Source organism: Streptomyces sp. NPDC048483, assembly GCF_040651455.1.
Taxonomy (GTDB): domain Bacteria; phylum Actinomycetota; class Actinomycetes; order Streptomycetales; family Streptomycetaceae; genus Streptomyces.
Map to the genome: position 1 here is coordinate 24,500 of NZ_JBEZJZ010000023.1, position 15,965 is coordinate 40,464.

At 71.1% G+C, this 15,965-nt stretch carries 18 protein-coding genes, 1 tRNA gene and 1 pseudogene; 12 read left to right on the plus strand and 8 right to left on the minus strand.

All coding sequences use genetic code 11. The features are described 5' to 3' along the window. Positions 1 to 81: 81 nt before the first annotated feature. Positions 82 to 1,041: a universal stress protein gene (locus AB0D04_RS14970; protein WP_362702948.1), complete on the minus strand. Its 960-nt coding sequence runs from the start codon at positions 1,039 to 1,041 to the stop codon at positions 82 to 84. Positions 1,042 to 1,243: 202 nt separating this feature from the next. On the opposite strand from AB0D04_RS14970, the gene AB0D04_RS14975 reads away from it, so the two are divergent. Then, positions 1,244 to 2,407 (plus strand): class I SAM-dependent methyltransferase, encoded by a 1,164-nt coding sequence (locus AB0D04_RS14975; RefSeq protein ID WP_362702950.1) that lies wholly within the window; start codon positions 1,244 to 1,246, stop codon positions 2,405 to 2,407. 120 nt (positions 2,408 to 2,527) lie between these two features. Here the strand turns inward: AB0D04_RS14975 and AB0D04_RS14980 are convergent, their stop codons facing one another. Then, positions 2,528 to 3,103, minus strand: a complete 576-nt coding sequence (locus AB0D04_RS14980; RefSeq protein ID WP_362702951.1) for a helix-turn-helix domain-containing protein — start codon at positions 3,101 to 3,103, stop codon at positions 2,528 to 2,530. Positions 3,104 to 3,206: 103 nt separating this feature from the next. Here AB0D04_RS14980 and AB0D04_RS14985 point away from each other — a divergent pair, with 103 nt between their 5' ends. Next, complete coding sequence (locus AB0D04_RS14985) at positions 3,207 to 3,698, plus strand: cupin domain-containing protein (protein ID WP_362702952.1); 492 nt, start codon at positions 3,207 to 3,209, stop codon at positions 3,696 to 3,698. 62 nt (positions 3,699 to 3,760) lie between these two features. Beyond that, entirely contained in the window at positions 3,761 to 4,417 is a 657-nt protein-coding gene (locus tag AB0D04_RS14990; RefSeq protein ID WP_362702953.1) for a nucleoside/nucleotide kinase family protein, read from the plus strand. On the opposite strand, the gene AB0D04_RS14995 is transcribed toward AB0D04_RS14990, so the two are convergent. Further along, entirely contained in the window at positions 4,414 to 4,779 is a 366-nt protein-coding gene (locus tag AB0D04_RS14995; protein ID WP_362702955.1) for a hypothetical protein, read from the minus strand. The genes AB0D04_RS14990 and AB0D04_RS14995 overlap by 4 nt on opposite strands. Positions 4,780 to 4,902: 123 nt before the next feature. Here AB0D04_RS14995 and AB0D04_RS15000 point away from each other — a divergent pair, with 123 nt between their 5' ends. Together AB0D04_RS15000 and AB0D04_RS15005 are read left to right on the plus strand one after the other, a co-directional pair. Beyond that, entirely contained in the window at positions 4,903 to 5,529 is a 627-nt protein-coding gene (locus AB0D04_RS15000) for a MarR family transcriptional regulator (RefSeq protein ID WP_362702956.1), read from the plus strand. 102 nt (positions 5,530 to 5,631) lie between these two features. Further along, positions 5,632 to 6,498 (plus strand): alpha/beta fold hydrolase, encoded by an 867-nt coding sequence (locus tag AB0D04_RS15005; protein WP_362702957.1) that lies wholly within the window; start codon positions 5,632 to 5,634, stop codon positions 6,496 to 6,498. 233 nt (positions 6,499 to 6,731) lie between these two features. Here the strand turns inward: AB0D04_RS15005 and AB0D04_RS15010 are convergent, their stop codons facing one another. The 4 genes from AB0D04_RS15010 to AB0D04_RS15025 all read right to left on the minus strand — a co-directional run bounded on the left by AB0D04_RS15010 (position 6,732) and on the right by AB0D04_RS15025 (position 8,940). Next, positions 6,732 to 7,232, minus strand: a complete 501-nt coding sequence (locus AB0D04_RS15010) for a VOC family protein (RefSeq protein WP_362702959.1) — start codon at positions 7,230 to 7,232, stop codon at positions 6,732 to 6,734. Positions 7,233 to 7,305: 73 nt separating this feature from the next. Continuing rightward, entirely contained in the window at positions 7,306 to 7,857 is a 552-nt protein-coding gene (locus AB0D04_RS15015) for a DoxX family protein (protein ID WP_362702960.1), read from the minus strand. 142 nt (positions 7,858 to 7,999) lie between these two features. Further along, positions 8,000 to 8,269, minus strand: a complete 270-nt coding sequence (locus AB0D04_RS15020) for a hypothetical protein (protein WP_362702961.1) — start codon at positions 8,267 to 8,269, stop codon at positions 8,000 to 8,002. 446 nt (positions 8,270 to 8,715) lie between these two features. Beyond that, on the minus strand, positions 8,716 to 8,940 hold the full coding sequence (locus tag AB0D04_RS15025) for a cold shock domain-containing protein (protein ID WP_362702963.1): 225 nt from the start codon (positions 8,938 to 8,940) through the stop codon (positions 8,716 to 8,718). A gap of 385 nt (positions 8,941 to 9,325) precedes the next feature. Here AB0D04_RS15025 and AB0D04_RS15030 point away from each other — a divergent pair. Beyond that, positions 9,326 to 9,595 (plus strand): annotated as a pseudogene (locus AB0D04_RS15030) (tyrosine-type recombinase/integrase); the annotation flags it as partial. A gap of 68 nt (positions 9,596 to 9,663) precedes the next feature. Here AB0D04_RS15030 and AB0D04_RS15035 read toward each other — a convergent pair. Further along, positions 9,664 to 9,738, minus strand: a tRNA-Val gene (locus tag AB0D04_RS15035). Between the two features lie 218 nt (positions 9,739 to 9,956). Between AB0D04_RS15035 and AB0D04_RS15040 the strand changes: the two genes are divergently transcribed. The 6 genes from AB0D04_RS15040 to AB0D04_RS15065 all read left to right on the plus strand — a co-directional run bounded on the left by AB0D04_RS15040 (position 9,957) and on the right by AB0D04_RS15065 (position 15,954). After that, a complete protein-coding gene (locus AB0D04_RS15040; protein ID WP_362702965.1) occupies positions 9,957 to 11,261 on the plus strand; it encodes a hypothetical protein in 1,305 nt (434 codons plus the stop codon). Between the two features lie 126 nt (positions 11,262 to 11,387). After that, the gene (locus AB0D04_RS15045; RefSeq protein ID WP_362702967.1) at positions 11,388 to 12,125 is read left to right on the plus strand and encodes a DUF4383 domain-containing protein; all 738 of its coding nucleotides are present in this window, start codon (positions 11,388 to 11,390) and stop codon (positions 12,123 to 12,125) included. 99 nt (positions 12,126 to 12,224) lie between these two features. Then, the gene (locus tag AB0D04_RS15050) at positions 12,225 to 12,929 is read left to right on the plus strand and encodes an FCD domain-containing protein (RefSeq protein WP_362702969.1); all 705 of its coding nucleotides are present in this window, start codon (positions 12,225 to 12,227) and stop codon (positions 12,927 to 12,929) included. 141 nt (positions 12,930 to 13,070) lie between these two features. Next, positions 13,071 to 14,216 carry a galactonate dehydratase gene (gene dgoD, locus AB0D04_RS15055; protein ID WP_362702971.1) on the plus strand — a complete coding sequence of 382 codons (1,146 nt, stop codon included), beginning with the start codon at positions 13,071 to 13,073 and terminating at the stop codon, positions 14,214 to 14,216. A gap of 38 nt (positions 14,217 to 14,254) precedes the next feature. Beyond that, positions 14,255 to 14,875, plus strand: coding sequence for a bifunctional 4-hydroxy-2-oxoglutarate aldolase/2-dehydro-3-deoxy-phosphogluconate aldolase (locus AB0D04_RS15060; RefSeq protein WP_362702972.1), 621 nt, complete (start codon positions 14,255 to 14,257; stop codon positions 14,873 to 14,875). Between the two features lie 71 nt (positions 14,876 to 14,946). Next, positions 14,947 to 15,954 (plus strand): sugar kinase, encoded by a 1,008-nt coding sequence (locus AB0D04_RS15065; RefSeq protein ID WP_362703044.1) that lies wholly within the window; start codon positions 14,947 to 14,949, stop codon positions 15,952 to 15,954. The last annotated feature ends 11 nt before the right edge of the window (positions 15,955 to 15,965 follow it).

Here is a 15,965-nt window from a genome sequence, read left to right on the forward strand (position 1 = left end):
CCCGGCCCGGCTGGCCGGTCCGACCGCCCGGTCCGACTGCCCGGACTCAGGCCGCACGTCGGCGTACCGACGGCCGGTCGCCTACGCTGCCGGACGCTCCGGACTCGCCGGCCCTTCCGGATCCTCCGGCACAACGGCGATGGGGCAGAGGGCATGCAGCAGTACGGCATGCGCCACCGAGCCCAGCCGCCGGCCGATCGGGAGCCGACGACGGCGCCGCGCAACCACCACGAGATCGCTGGCCCTGGATGCCTCCACCAACTGCCCGGCGGCGTCCGCGTTCCGCAGCTCCACCTGGACGCCGACCTCCGGGTACCGGGCGCGGTGCGGGGCGAGGGCATCGGCCAGCCGGCTGCCGAGCGCGTCCTCGTACTGCTGCTGCGTGGTCTCGTAGACCGCCGGGACGTAGGCGAAGTCTGGCGGCATCAGCATCGGCCAGGAGTAGCCGGAGACGATCTTGAGCCGGGCGCCGCGGCGGCTCGCCTCGGCGAGCGCGAAGCCGATCGCGCCGGGCTCCTCGCAGGTCGCGTCCACGCCGAGGGTCACCTGCAGGACGGCTGGCGGAAGTGCCTCGCCGTCCTCACCATCCTCGCCGTCCTCGCTTTCCTCGTCGCGCCCGGTGCCGTCCCGGTCCGGTCGGGGCACGACCACGACCGGGCAGGCCGACTGGGCGGCGCAGGCCAGGCCGTTGGAGCCGAGCAGCAGGCTGGCGAAGCCGCCTCGGCCGCGCGAGCCCAGGACGAGCAGCTGCGCCTCGGCGCCGAGCGCGGGCAGCTGGGTGTCGGGCAGCCCGCTGAGGCTGCGGAACTCGACCTGCGGCAGGCTCCAGGCCAGCGGCTGCGCGCGCAGCTCGTCCAGCACGGGATCACCGGATCCGTCGTCGTCGGCGACCCGCACGGCGGTGACATACGGCCAGACATGGACCACCTGGAGCGCCGCGGAGCGCAGCCGCGCCGCCTCCCCGGCCCAGCGCAACGCCCGCTCACTGTCCACGGATCCATCCACGGCCACGATGACCGGGAGGCTGCCGCGATCCGCCATGTACGCCCCACATCGATCGATGTACCGAGTAACAGCGCTTTGCGCCCTGATCTCACTTCCTCCCGCCTTGCCCGACTCTCTCCATCCTGCTCCCGCCGGGCTGCCGGCGACAGCGGACGAGGGTCCCGCCCCGGCACGGAGTAAAGTCGACCGTCCCCCTCCGCAGGGCGGGGCCCGAACCACTATCGCGAGGCACATTTCGGTGAACTCTCCGCCGGTCGTCGAATGGACCGAGGCCGACGAGGCCCGTTCCGCCCGTTGGCGTTCCGAGAACGCCTCCCCGCCGCCCCGCCGGATCGTCATCGCCGACGACCGCACAAAGGCCGACGACGCCTACAAGCTCGCCTGCGAGGGCACCGCTCTCCTCTGGCGCGGCGACTTCCACAACGCCCGCCAGCTGCTGACGGCGATGGCCCGCCGTATCGACCGCCGCCCCCGCAAGACGACCCCCGCCGACGTCACCCAGGCATTCCATCTGCACCGCGCCGCCCAGAACCAGCGCGCCCGCATCCTGGGCATGCTGCTGGTCCCCCTCGACGCGTCCTACGCCGTCCCGCTGCACCGCGCACCCGACGTCCGCGAGGCCTGCACCAGGGCGTACGGCCCGCCGACGGCCCCGGAATCCACGGAGCGCGCCGCCCCCGGCACCGCCTCCGTCCTCTCCCTGCGCGAACTGCTCGCCCTCATCGGCGCCAACGAATGGCGCAGGAAGGGCGTCGAGATCCCGGCGCTCGGCGGCGACCGGATCCATCCGCACTACGGCGTCTTCTCACCGGCGCGCGGCGAGTACGTCGACCTGGTGGCCGAGGCGCCGCTGCCCGGCCAGGACCTGGCGTTCGACATCGGCACCGGCACCGGCGTACTGGCCTCGGTGCTCGCACGCCGCGGGGTGCGGCGGATCGTGGCCACCGACCAGGACCCGCGCGCCCTGGCGTGCGCCCGCGAGAACACCGAACGGCTGGGCGTCGCCGGGCAGGTGGAGGTGGTCGAGGCCGATCTGTTCCCGGCCGGGCGCGCCCCGCTGGTCGTCTGCAATCCCCCCTGGGTGCCCGCCAAACCGACGTCCCCGGTGGAGCGCGCGGTGTACGACCCGGGCAACCAGATGCTGCACGGCTTCCTGGACGGCCTGGCAGATCATCTGGCCCCGGGCGGCGAGGGGTGGCTGATCCTCTCCGACCTGGCCGAACACCTCGGGCTGCGGCCACGCGCCGAGCTCCTCGACGCCTTCGCCCGGGGCGGCCTCACGGTCCTGGACCGGCTCGACATCACGCCGCGCCATCCGCGCGCCCGTGACACCTCCGACCCGCTCCATGTGGCCCGTACGGCCGAGGTCACGTCCCTGTGGCGGCTGGGCGCGGCGGGCTGACACCGTAGGCAGGCGGCAGGCGACCCGTATCGCGGGCCGGTCCCGGCCCGCGCCTCGGTCCCGGCGGCGGCCTGAACCTCGGTCCCGGCCTGAACCCCGGTCCCGGTCCCGCCGCCACCCCTAAGCCCTCAGCCCCGCGCACGCGTTGCGCACATAGCGGCGCCAGTCCCCCGCGTCATTACGGATCACCGCGGCCAGCCCGCACACGATCATCACCACATCCACGACCTCGGCATCCGCCCGTACGGTGCCCTCCTCCTTGCCGCGGGCGAGCAGTTGGGCGGCGACGGCCTCGGCCCCCGCCCGCCCCTCCCCGGCCGGTTCGGTGGACCCGAATGCCGCCTCGATGGACGCGGACAGCCCGCGTTCGGCGCTGAGCACCTCCCCGATGTGCCGGAGGTAGGCGGCCAGCCCCTCCACTGCCTCCGCACACGGCAGACATGCCGTACGCCCGAACTCGACGATCTCCGCCTGCCGTTGCTCCCCCACGGCGGCGATCAGAGCCACCCGGTTCGGGAAGTGCCGGTAGACGGTCCCGATTCCGACCCCGGCCGCACGGGCCACCTCGGGCATCTGCGCCTCGTCGCCGCGCGCGCGGAACACCTCGCGCGCGGCGTTGAGCACACGGGTGCGGTTGCGCTCGGCATCGGCACGCGGCCTGCGTTGCGGTGCGGGGGAGGTCGAGGAGGCTGCCACATCGCCGATGCTACTGCTAGCGTAGACAAACGGAACAGGATTCCGTTTCCACTTATGCTTTCCCCCTCTCGTTCACACCTTCCCGTCCCGGAGAGGATCAGCGATGACCATGCCCAAGGAGACAAGGCAGCCCAGGCCGCCGGCAGAACGCTTCTTCGTACTGCCGGCCGGCGAACGACGGCCGGGCCGGGTCCCCCTCCCGCCGGGCTTCGCCGTAAAGGCCCGTACCGACGACACCGAGGGCCGGCTCTCCGTCCTGGAGACCCAGCTCCATATCGACATCCCGCCGCACATCCACCACGACGCCGACGAGATCCTCTACATCCTCGAGGGCGAGATGGAGGTCGACATCAACGGCGCAACCCACCGACTGACCGCCGGCACCTGCGCCCTGCTGCCGCACGGCGTACCGCATGCGCTGCGCAACGCCTCCCAGCCGCCCGCACGATGTCTGCAGATCTCGTCACCCGGCGGCTGGGAGGAGTTCGTGGAGGACATGTTCGAGGCCGGACCGGTGGCCACGAAGGACGGACACCCCGATCTCGAGCGCCTCAATGAGATCGGCGCAAAGTACGGGATGGAGTACCAGCGCTGACCCTCGGCGCGGCCGGGCCCCACACCGGCGACCGGCGGGCGATCGGGCACGATGGAGGCACCATGGATCCCCAGCGCCTCCTCTCCCGCGCCCGCCGGCTCGCCGCGTCCGCACGCCCGGACCGCCGCCGACTGCTCGGCATCACGGGCCCGCCGGGCGCCGGCAAGTCCACCCTCGCCGCACATCTGGTGGCGGAGCTTGCCGGGCAGGCGGCGCTCGTCCCGATGGACGGCTTCCATCTCGCCGAGGCGGAGCTGCACCGCCTCGGCCGCACCGGCCGCAAGGGCGCGCCCGACACCTTCGATCCCGCCGGATACGCGGCCCTGCTGACCCGCCTGCGCTCCCCGGACCCCGGCACCGCCGTCTACGCCCCGGCCTTCGACCGCCGCATTGAGGAGCCGGTCGCCGGGAGCATCCCCGTGGCACCCCACATCTCCCTTGTCGTCACCGAGGGCAATTACCTCCTTCTCGACTCCGCACCATGGGCCCGCATCCGCTCCCTGCTCGACGAGGTCTGGTACGTCGATCTGGACGCCCCGGAACGCGTTCGGCGCCTGGTCGACCGCCACGAGCGGTTCGGCCGCCCACGCGCCGACGCCGAACGGTTCGTCCACGCCTCGGACGAGGCCAACGCCCGCACCGTGGCAGCGACCCGCGACCGCGCCGACCTCATCGTTACCTTCACCCCTGAAGAAGCCCCTCTCCCCCGGACCGACTAGGCATCACCCAGCAATCCCACAACCGACAGCGCACCCCACCCCAGCGACACCGCCACCGCTTTCACCTTCCGTCCGCGCCCCGGCAAGGTCGCCGCGAGCAGCGCGGCATCCCCGAAGTCCGCCGCGATACGCACATACGCCGCCGTGCGCAGCGCCGGCCCCTCGGGCGCCAGCACCATGGCGAGCCCGCTCGCCGCATCCCGCCAGCCGAGCGGACGCAGCGACGTCCGGGTCGCCCGTGCACTCCGCCCTTCCTCGTCGACGAGCCCCGAGGGCCTGGCGAGCAGGTCCGGCATCACGGTCACCGCCACCCCGTACACCGCGGTGGCCGCCCCCACCACACGCAGCAGACGCACCGTCATCCTCCACCCCGCCTCCCATCCTCGACCGCCTCTCGCCTCACCAACATCCTTCCGCGCAAAGCGCCTTCCCAAACGACATCTTCGATGTCATCATGACATCATCAGTGTCATTAAGGGGATGCCGTGACAGATAGCTCGACAGACACTTCGACGGACAGCCCGACGGACAGCTCGACGAATACTCCGACCCACACCGCGACCCACACCGCGACGGACACCGCGGCCGACATTGAGGCACATAACGGCGGCGGCCGGCCGGAGCCCGCCGAGGAGCTGCTGTACGACGTCATACGACGCCTGTGGCCCCTGCATCGCACGATCGTGCGCGCAGTGGAGCGCGAGCTGGAAGGCACCGGCATGACCGCCGGCGAACACGCACTGCTCGACGCCCTGCGCAGCGAAGGCCCCCGGACGGTGCCGCAGTTGGCCCGCACCCTGGGGCTCGACCGGCAACCGGTCCAGCGCTGGGTGAACCACGCGGCGGAGCTGGGCCTGGTGGTGACGGCCCCCAATCCCGCACACCGCCGCTCGTCCCTGATTCAGCTCACCGCCGAGGGCGGCGAGGTGATGCGCGGAATCCAGGAATTCGAGGCCGCCGAGCTGCACCGCAGGCTGACCGACCTGTCCAGCGACGACGTCACGACGACCCTTCGCGTACTCGACCGACTCGGCGAGGAATTCCGGCACCTGGCAAACGGCTCGCGCGTTGCCCCAGAAGAACCCGACAACAAGGACAACCAACTCGAATGAGCCCAGAGCCCCGTAACTCCAGGGCTCACCCGATGCCCCGGACCTCCAGGGCTCAACACCACCGCATCACTCACCCATGTCACACAAGGGAGCGCACAGGCAATGACCCACCCATTCGCCGCATGGGCCGAGCTCGACAACGGCACCGTTCCGGTCCAGGGCGGCGAGCTGTTCTACGAGACGGCCGGTGAGGGTCCCGCGGTGGTGCTGATACATGGCGGCATGCTCGATGTGCGCATGTGGGACGAACAGTTCTCCTGGCTGGCGGGCTCCGGCCATCGCGTGATCCGTTACGACTCCCGTGGCCACGGCCTCTCCTCCACCGTCACCGGCGACTGGGCCAACCACGACGACCTCTGCGCCCTCCTCGACGCCCTCGATGTGCCGAGCGCCGTTCTCGTCGGCCTCTCCCACGGCTCCCGGGTCGCCCTCGACGCCGCCCTCGCCCACCCGGACCGGGTCAGTGCCCTGGCGCTCGCCTCACCGGGGGTCAGCGGTCGCGCCTTCACCGACCCCTTCGTCCTGGAGCACATCAGGGCGCAGGTGGCGGCGATCGGCGCACCGGACGGTATGGAGCGGTATGTAGAGCACTTCCTACGGATGTGGGTGGACGGCCCGCACCGCCAACCGTCCGACGTCCACCCCGGGTTGCGCGAGCGGATGCGCGCCTCGGCCGCCGCTACGGTCGAGGCACACGCCGACGGCATGGGCGCCGGAATGCCCATAGAGGTCGGTGCGGCAGACCGGCTGTCCGGGATACGGGTGCCGACGGTCGTGTTCGACGGCGACCTCGACAGCACGGACATCGCCGCCAACGCGCATGCGATCGCCCTCGCCGTCCCGGGTGCCCGCAGGATCCGAATACCGGGCGCGGCCCACATGGTCAATCTGGAGAACACCGCGCTCTACGACCACGAACTGCGCGCCTTCCTGTCCTCCTTGCCCCACTCACGCGCAGGGCGCCACTGACCGCACCCCGCGGCCGACGGGGCTGGGCGCGTACACCCCGCATGCTCTTCCTGCCGGTCGGTGGTCCCACAGCACGACACCGTGGAACGCGACATCTTCGGCGTCGGGCTCGGCATCACCTTCTGAACGGGCGGCGTCGAGCTCCTGGACCCGTGCACCCGGCCGTACACCCGACCCGTACGCCGCCGGCCCGTACGGCCCCGGCCCGTACGGCCCTGGCACCGCGCGGCCCGTCAGGTGGCCGAGCCGGCCGCCGCGCCGGTCATCAGGTCCGGCCCCCAGCGCTTCAGCTCCGCCGCGAGGTCGAGCGGCCGCAGCCGGTTCGGCTCGTCCGGGCCCGGCCAGTCCTCTCGCGGGACCCGCCACATCACCTCGAACTCATTGCCGTCCGGATCCTTGGCGTACAGGGACTTGGACACGAGATGGTCGGTGGCGCCGACCAGGGCGCCACGGGCCGCGAGCCGTGCCTCGGTCGCCGCCAGTTCGCCGAGGGTGCCGACCTCCCAGGCCAGGTGGTAGAGCCCGGCCCGGCCCGCCTCGGGGCCCGGCGCGTCCGGCCCCACCGCGAACAGCCCCAGATCGTGGTCGTTGAGCGAGCCTGCGGCGCTGAGGAAGGCGGCGCGGCCCGGTATCTCCATGTCCAGCGTGAGCCCGAGGGCTTCGGTGTAAAAGGCGACGGACCGCGCCACATCGCGGATGTAGAGCACCGCGTGATTGAGACGTCGTACGGACAAGACCCACTCCCAACTTCCGCCGCAACGCCCCTGGGACGCTCGGCCCGACTGTTCTTCCGTGCCTCTGCCTGCGCTACTTCCGAAACAGCAGCACACCCCCGGCCACCACCGCGGCGAGCACCAGCGCGGCCACACCATGGACGAGCCGGTGCGCGCGGAACACGGGCAGAAGGCGGTCGGCGGCATAGCGCCCGGGACCGGTCAGCGCCAGAGCGGCCGCACCCGCGGTCAGCAACAGCTCGTACTCCACGCCCTTGGGCGCGAAGAATCCGCCGCCCCACTTCACGGCGAGCGCATTGATCATCGTGCCGACGACCGCCGCACCCGCGAGCGGCGTGAGCAGCCCGATCGCCAGCCCCAGCCCGCCGAGCACTTCGCTCAACCCCGCCACCAGGGCCATCGTCCTGCCCGACGGATAGCCGCTCAGCGCGAAGAACTGCCCGGTCCCCTCGAGCCCGGCGCCACCGAACCAGCCGAACAGCTTCTGCGTCCCGTGGACGGCCATGGTCAGCCCGAGCGCGATCCGCAGCAGGAGCAGACCGATGTCGTAGCCGTGCGGAGAAGGGGCGTGGCGCGTGTCCGCACCGGGCCGGAGGGGCTGGAGTGTGCCGAGGGGGGACGTCATCGCGAGCGCTCTTCCCGTGTCAGGTCGGGGCGGGCAAAGATTTACTTGAAACTTCAAGTCATCCCTGGCGACGATACACAGCCGCCCTACGACGAACAACCACAAACAAGCCGAACAACTCGCACGAGCCCCGAGAACGCCGTCAGCCCGCCGCCACCGCCCGCGCCTCCGGCCAGACCGTGGCATCCTCCGGGAGATTGCGCGCGATCGCCCCCAAGCCGTCGGGATCGGCACGGACCCCGAACGCGGTCGACGACCCCACATTCCGGAGCGCGAACCCATGCCCACCGCGGCGCCGCGCCTCCCGCCGCACCTCGCCGTGCGCCTCGCCCACCGACCCGGGGAACTCCAGCGGGGCCCCGGACGCCCCGTCCCCCAGGATCCGCAGCGCCACGGCAAGCGCGTCCTCCACCGCACGCGCCCGCCGCTCGGCCGCCTCCGCCTGCTTATGGCTGATCTCGTTGACTTCCCTGCCGATCCGGGCCTGCCGCCGCGAGTCGACCCAGGACGCGATCGAAATTCTCCACGTGATGACTACGCCCCTCTATCCGGCGATATCTCCCTGCTGCATGCACGGCCGTAGCGAGCCATGGCACTACGGACGACGGGCACACGACGGCGCAGAAGCGCAGGTCGGCGGGGCGCGCCACGGAGAAACAACAAAGGCTCCGTACCTTTCTTGGTACGGAGCCTTTTTGCTCTTCACGCATGGTGGGCACAGACGGATTTGAACCGCCGACATCCGCTTTGTGAGTTCGATCAACCGGGCGCCGCCGCATGCGGCGAGAGATATCTCAAGGACACAGCAGGCCACTAGGAGCCGCGGGCGTGCACCGTTGCTGATGTCAGGTGTGGATGTCAGGCAGACCGAGGCACGATGATCACCGCGCGGTAGTCGTACCCGTCCTGCTTGAACCCGGGGGCTTCCCATGTGAGGTCGACTTGCTGTCCGGGCGACAGCGTACGGAAGCCGGCCGTCTGGATGTCGGAGTAGTGGCCGAAGCAGCCGCCTGGTGTCTCGGGGGAGTCGAGCACGCCCCACCCTTCCTCGTCACGCCACTCGCGGACAGTCGCAGTCACCATGGGCAAAACCCTACGGGCTCATCTGTGCCAGGTGTTCCCTGCGGCCAAGCTCCGTCCGTTGATTCTCGAAGCCATCGAGGCTGACGTGCCCTATCGCCGTGTCGCCGAGCTGACAGGAATCTCCCGCGCCACCGTCGCTCGCTGGGGCAAGGGCGGGGAGTAGGGAAGTTGGACAACGCGTCAGTGACGGCCACAAGGGAGTACCGATCCCGTGCGATGACACCGCTCCCTGTCCATGCGAGAGCACCGGATGGATCACAACTTGGGGGCCTGATCCTGAGAGCACCACCGATGCGCCGTGCTACTGCTCAGCAGGCCGAAGCGCACGGCTGTGGATGAACGCAGTTATCGGTGAAGACCGACGCGACCGACCCTCCAGGCAAGCCGGCCGATCGAACCGCGGAACCCGTATCGCTCCTTCGCCCGCGTCGCGAAGAACACGGACCTTCGTGTCGTCCGGCTGCACGATGCCCGGCATGGCTGCGCGACACTGCTGACCGCCGCTGGGGTGGCGCCGCGCGTCGTGATGGAGATCCTTGGGCACAGTCAGATCGCGATCACGATGAATACGTACACGCACGTCGTGCAGGACACGCAGCGTGAGGCCGTGAGCCACAGGGACAGGCTGCTCAAGAGACGGCCCGCGGCGGGCTGACCAGCGCCGCTGATGTCAGACCTGGATGGCAAAGACCCCCCGTCATGGTCAACGGGGGGTCTTTGCGCTGGTGGGCACAGACGGATTTGAACCGCCGACATCTGCTTTGTAAGAGCAGCGCTCTACCGCTGAGCTATGCGCCCTGGCCGAGCCGACAGACTACCTTGCCGACTGGGCTGCACGGCAAACCCATGCTCGAACTGCGAACTTACCGGCCGGTGTGTTCGTTTCCGGGGAGTGGGAGAATGACAGTCGGTTGTGGGGCGAATCCGATCGGGAGAGGGAAGTGACGGCGACACACACTCAGCCGCATGAGCAGCGAGCACGCCGTCGTCCCCGAGGGGGCCCCGTCAGGGACATCATGACGCTCGCCCTGCTGCCATTGCCGTTGCTGGTGGCGATGGTTCCGCAGTCGTTCGCGGGCGGGGGTACACGCCGGTGGTTCGGGCGCGGGGAGGGGCAGCGGGCCGAGGCGCAGGCGGCGAAGGATGCCGCGGCGGCGGCGTTCTACGAACTGGACACCGCGCAGCGGGATCTGCGGATCTCCATAGAGACGATCATCGCGGTCGACAACTCGCCGGCGGCACGGCGGGCCGCGGAGGAGTACGAGGGGATCGGCCGCCGTATCGATGAGGTGAGCCAGGGCTATATCACCGCCGTCGACTCCCATGATCTTGACCGGGACGACCTGGACGGCGCGGCGGTGTCGCGGGCGCGGGCGGATCTGACGCGGGCCAAGGACGAGCTGAACCGGGTCAAGGGTGACCTCGACCGCTTCGCGCAGGGGCTGGGGCCACTGCTGCAGAGCGCCGAGACGCAGCTGGCGCGGCTGGCCCCGGCGGTGGAGCGGGCGCGGCAGGCGCTGCTGGCGGCGAGCAATGCGCTGGATGCGGTCCGGGCCCGGGGGCTGAAGGCCGACGAGCTGGCGGCCCGGCTGGCGGCGCTCGCCCCGGAGCTGACCAAGCTCAATCAGGGTGCCGGGCAGCACGGCGTACAGGAGACGATCCGGCGCGCCGACGACGTCCTGCGCAAGGCCGAGGCCGTACGGGCCGAGGCCGAGCGGCTGCCGGAGAAGGCGGCGGAGATCGACAAGCGGCTGGTGTCGCTGCGGACGCGTGCGCAGGCGATCACGACACGCGCCGCAAAGGTCGATCCGGTCCTGAGCGAGCTGCGGCGGCGGTACAGCGCGGCGTGCTGGCAGGACCTTCAGCAGGTGCCGGAGCAGGCCGCGCAGTCCGTCAAGCAGGCCGAGGTCAAACTGCGCGAGGCGCAGCAGGCCCGCGACGAGCAGCGCTGGGCCGATGCCACGAGCCGGCTGGGGACCGTACGGGCACTGCTGGACGGCACCGACGAGGCGGTGTCGGCGGCGGGCGACCGGCTGCAGCGGCTCGATGCGGTGTCGTTCGACCGGCAGAAGGAGGTCGAGCGGACGCGCTTCGTGATCCGGGACGCGCAGCGGCTGGCGATGACCGGGCGCAACACCCCCGACCCGCGGCATGCCGGCCCGCTGGACGAGGCGGTGGCGCGGCTGGACCGGGCCGTTGCGGGCCTGGAGGGGCGGCATCCGGACTGGTGGCATTTCCTGACCGAGACCGAGGCGGTACGGCAGACGGCGGCCCGGGTGGTGCAGGAGATCCGGGACGCACGCGGCACGGCCGGCAGCTGAGGCGCGGGCAGCGGCCGGCGGGGCGGGGCCCGGTCCGTTGCCGGGCGCGATGGCGTTCGGCGGTGCGTTGCCGGATGCTGGAATGAGCACGGCCCAGGCGGCACCTCTGCGCGAAGGAGGCCGGATATGGCTACTGGGGCTACGGACCAGACCCTGCACGGGCCCGCGAACCTCTTCCACCGGGGCAAGCGGCATCACACCCGGCTCGATGAGCATCTGCCCGTGGATCACCGGCTCAGCAAGATCTACCGCATCGGGGCCGGGCTGATGGGGCTGGTGCTGGTCGCCTTCGGCATCCTCGGCCTGACCCACAACATCGGCTTCTTCGACACCGGCGGCGACACCGTGGCCGGGCTGAACACCAACGGCGCGCTGAGCGTGCTCTCGATCGTCGTCGGAGCGATACTCGTCGCCGGCATGGTGATCGGTGGGAACTACGCCTCGACCCTCAACATCGTGTGGGGCGTCCTCTTCCTCCTGAGCGGGTTTGTGAACCTGGCCCTGCTGCAGACGGGGGCGAACTTCCTCGCCTTCCAGATCCAGAACGTTCTCTTCAGCTTCGTGGTCGGGCTGATGCTGCTGGTCTTCGGGATGTACGGACGGGTGAGCGGCGGGCTGTCGCAGGACAATCCGTACTGGCGCGCCCGGCACCCGGAGGAAGCGGAGCTCTTCGACCGCGGACAGCTGCATCCCGTGGCCGGCATGACGGCCGGACGGCAGTCGTTCCGCGTGCGGATCCAGGGCACTTTGCACGCCGGGCTCGGCTCGCTCGGTCCCGGCACCAGCGTCACCGGCCACCACCGGGGCACCAGGACCGGCAGTGGGGCAGGCACGGGGACCGGCACGGGCAGCAAGGAGTCGTGAGCCGGGGGAACAGGACGTCAGGGCGTACCGAGGCGGGGTCGTGACTCGGTACGCCCTGACGGCTGGCCGGACACGCGGGGCGGAGCAGGGAGCAGCAGGATGACGCAGTCGGGGAACGCCGCCTCGGACGCGGGACACGGGGGGCACAAAGCGACCGTCGAAGCGCTCGCCAGGCGGATCCTCGACGGCACCTATGGCACGGGCGACACCCTCTCGCTGCCGGATCTGATGGCGGAGCTGGACGTCAGCCAGACCATGGTGCGCGAGGCGGTCAAGGTGCTGGCCGCCAAGGGTCTGGTCGACGCCCGCCAGAAGGGCGACAGCCTGGTCCGCCCCCGCGAGGACTGGAATCTCCTGGACAGCGACGTGATGCGCTGGAAACTCGCGGCCGGCGCCTCCTCCGACTTCTTCGCCGACATGCTCGAGCTCCGCCGGTCCATCGAGCCCGCCGCGGCCGCACTCGCCGCGGAGCGCCGTACCGATGGTGATCTCGCGGCGCTCGACGCCGCGCTGAGCGCGATGGCCGCCGCCGAGCGTGATCCGGATCAGCTGGTGCGCGCCGACGCCTCCTTCCACACGGCGATGCTGCTGGCGTCGAACAACCGCTTCTATGCGCAGATGCGCCGGGTGATCGTGCCCGTGCTCATCGAGCGCAACCGGGCGATGCACGCCGGCGGCGGCGAATTCGAGCATCCGCATGCCGTACATGCCGCGGTCGTCGAGGCCGTCCACAACCGGGACGTCGACGGCGCCTACATGGCGATGCTCGAACTGCTCGACAAGTCCGCCCGCGAACACCCTTAGGCGGCCTCCTGTTCCTGATCGGTTCCGCGCGACAATCACGATGACCACGGCGATGGCCATGGCGACGGCCCTGGCCGCAGCCATGACGGCCGCGGGCAGGACGACGCGTACGAACCCCGCGCCGAAAGGACGGTCCGTTCCATGAAGATCAGTCGCATCGAGACGTTCCTCGCCCCGCCGCGCTGGATGTTCGTCCGTGTGGAGACCGACGAGGGCGTCGTCGGCTGGGGCGAGCCGGTGGTCGAGGGACGGGCCGAACCGGTCCGGGCAGCCGTCGAGGTGCTGTCCGAGTACCTCCTGGGGCAGGACGCATCGCGTATCGAGGACCACTGGCAGGTCATGACCAAGGGCGGTTTCTACCGTGGCGGCCCGGTCCTTTCGTCCGCCGTCGCCGGTCTGGACCAAGCGCTGTGGGACATCAAGGGGAAGCAGTACGGCGTCCCCGTCCATCAGCTGCTCGGCGGTCCCGTACGGGAGAAGATCCGCGCCTATGCCTGGATCGGCGGCGACGAGCCGCACGCCATCCGGGACGCGCTCACCGCTCAGATCGAGGCGGGCTTCACCGCCGTCAAGATGAACGGCTGCGGCCGGATGACCCCGGTGGCCACCCGCGCCGAGGTACGGGCGTGTCTGCGGCGCGCCGAGACCGCGCGCGAAGTCCTCGGCGACGAACGGGACTTCGGGCTCGACTTCCACGGGCGGGTCTCCCCCGCCAACGCCCGCAGACTGCTTCCGCTGCTGGCCGAATACGCGCCGATGTTCGTCGAGGAGCCCGTCCTCTGCGACCACATGCATGCCGTCCATGACCTCGTGAACACCTCCACCATTCCCATCGCACTCGGTGAACGTCTCTTCACCCGCCGTGAGTTCCTGGCTCCGCTCCAAGCCGGCGTGTCGATCCTGCAGCCCGACATCTCGCATGCCGGGGGCATCTCCGAGCTGCGCCGGATCGCCGCCCTCGCCGAGGCCTACGGGGCGCAGCTCGCCCCGCACTGCCCGCTCGGCCCGGTCGCGCTGGCCGCCAGCCTCCAGATCGCCTTCACCACACCGAACTTCCTCATCCAGGAGCAGTCCATCGGCATCCACTACAACCAGGGCGCCGAGCTGCTGGATTACGTCGCGGACCCGGAGCCGTTCCGCTTCCACGGCGGGGCGCTGCTGCGGACCGAACGCCCCGGACTCGGCGTGGAGGTGGACGAGGCCTCCGTACGGGCGGCCGATGCCAAGGGCCACGCCTGGCGGAACCCCGTCTGGCGTTATGAGGACGGCGCCTTCGCAGAATGGTGACCGTTTCGGGCACGGGAGCAGGAGAGAGCAGGAAACCCATGGACTTCAGCACGGCACTCCGGGCCGAGCGGCTGGTCGCCATCATCCGGGGCAAGGATGCGGAGGCGTCCTTCCGTACGGTCATGACCTTGGCGGAGGAAGACATTCCGCTGGTCGAGGTCTCGCTCAGCGGACACGACGCCCTCACGGTCATAGGGCGCGCACGCGCCGAACTCGGCGATGCGGCGTGGCTCGGCGCGGGCACCGTCCTGTCCGCCGGCGATGCCCGCCGCGCCGCCGAGGCGGGGGCGAATCTGGTGGTCACGCCCGGTCTCGGGGCCGGTCTGGAGGAATCCGTACGGCAGGGGCTGCCGACGCTCGCCGGGGTGCTGACGCCGTCCGAGGTGATCGCGGCCGATGCCCTGGGGGTGTCCGCGCTGAAGCTCTTCCCGGCGTCCGTCGGCGGGCCCGGCTATCTGCAGGCGCTGCGGGCGCCCTTCCCCGAGCTGCCGTTCGTTCCGGTCGGCGGGGTGGACGCGGCCACGGCAAGCGCGTATTTCGCGGCCGGGGCGGTGGCGGTGGGCGTCGGATCGCCGCTGATCGGGGACGCGGCGGACGGCGGCGACCTGGACGCGCTGCGCGGGCGCGCGGCGGAGTTCAAGGCGGCGTGCGCACGGTGACCGGGCGGGAAGAGCGGCAGGCGGAGGGCCGGGCAAGGGGGCGCACCGGCTGGGACGAGCGTCGGGCGGCGCTGCGGGAGGGGCATCCGCGTTCCGGGCCGGACGTCTTCACCTTCGGCGAGACGATGGTCGCCCTGCGCGGCAGCGGTCCGCTGAAACTCGGCGGCACGATGAACGTCTCCATCGCCGGAGCGGAGAGCAATGTCGCGATCGGTCTGTCCCGGCTCGGCCACCGGGTGCACTGGGCGGGCGCGGTCGGCGACGACGAGGCGGGGCAGCTGGTGCTCCGTACGCTGCGGGCCGAGGGCGTCGACGTGTCCGCCGCTTCGACGGACCCGGACGCCCCGACGGGGCTGATCCTTTTTGAGCCCCGCCTCCCCGAGGTCACCCGGGTGCACTACTACCGGGCCGGGTCGGCCGGTTCCCGGCTCCAGGCAAGCGCGCTCGAGCGGGCCTTCTCCGCCGCGCCGCCCCGCATCCTGCACCTGACGGGGATCACCCCCGCGCTGAGCCCGGCAGCCCTTGCCGCGGTCCGGCGCGCACTCCAACTTGCCCGGCAGCACGAGTCGTTGGTCTGCCTCGACGTCAATTACCGCTCTCGTCTCTGGACCGCGGAGGAGGCCTCCCCGGTCCTGCGTGAGTGGATTCCCTTCGTCGACGCCCTGATCGCCTCCGACGACGAGCTGCCGCTGTGTCTGCCCGCCGACGCGATCGCGGGCCCTGAGCCGGAACACGACCCGAGCGCCGCCATCGCGGCGCAGGCCACGCGGCTGCTGGAGCTGGGCGTCGGCGAGGTCGTGGTCAAACTGGGCGCGGACGGAGCGACGGCCTTCAGCGGCGACAGTTCACTCCACCGGCCCGTACAGCCGGTACGGGCGGTGGACGCCGTGGGTGCGGGCGATGCCTTCGTGGCGGGCTACCTTTCGGCGCTGCTGGACGGCGCCGACCTCGCCGGACGCCTGGCGCGTGCGGTCACCACCGGTGCGTTCGCGGTCGCCTCCCCCGGGGACTGGGAGGGCGCACCCACCCGCGGGGAGCTGGGCATGCTGGGCGCGCCGCCGGGCACGGTCGTGCGCTGACCGCACCGCGG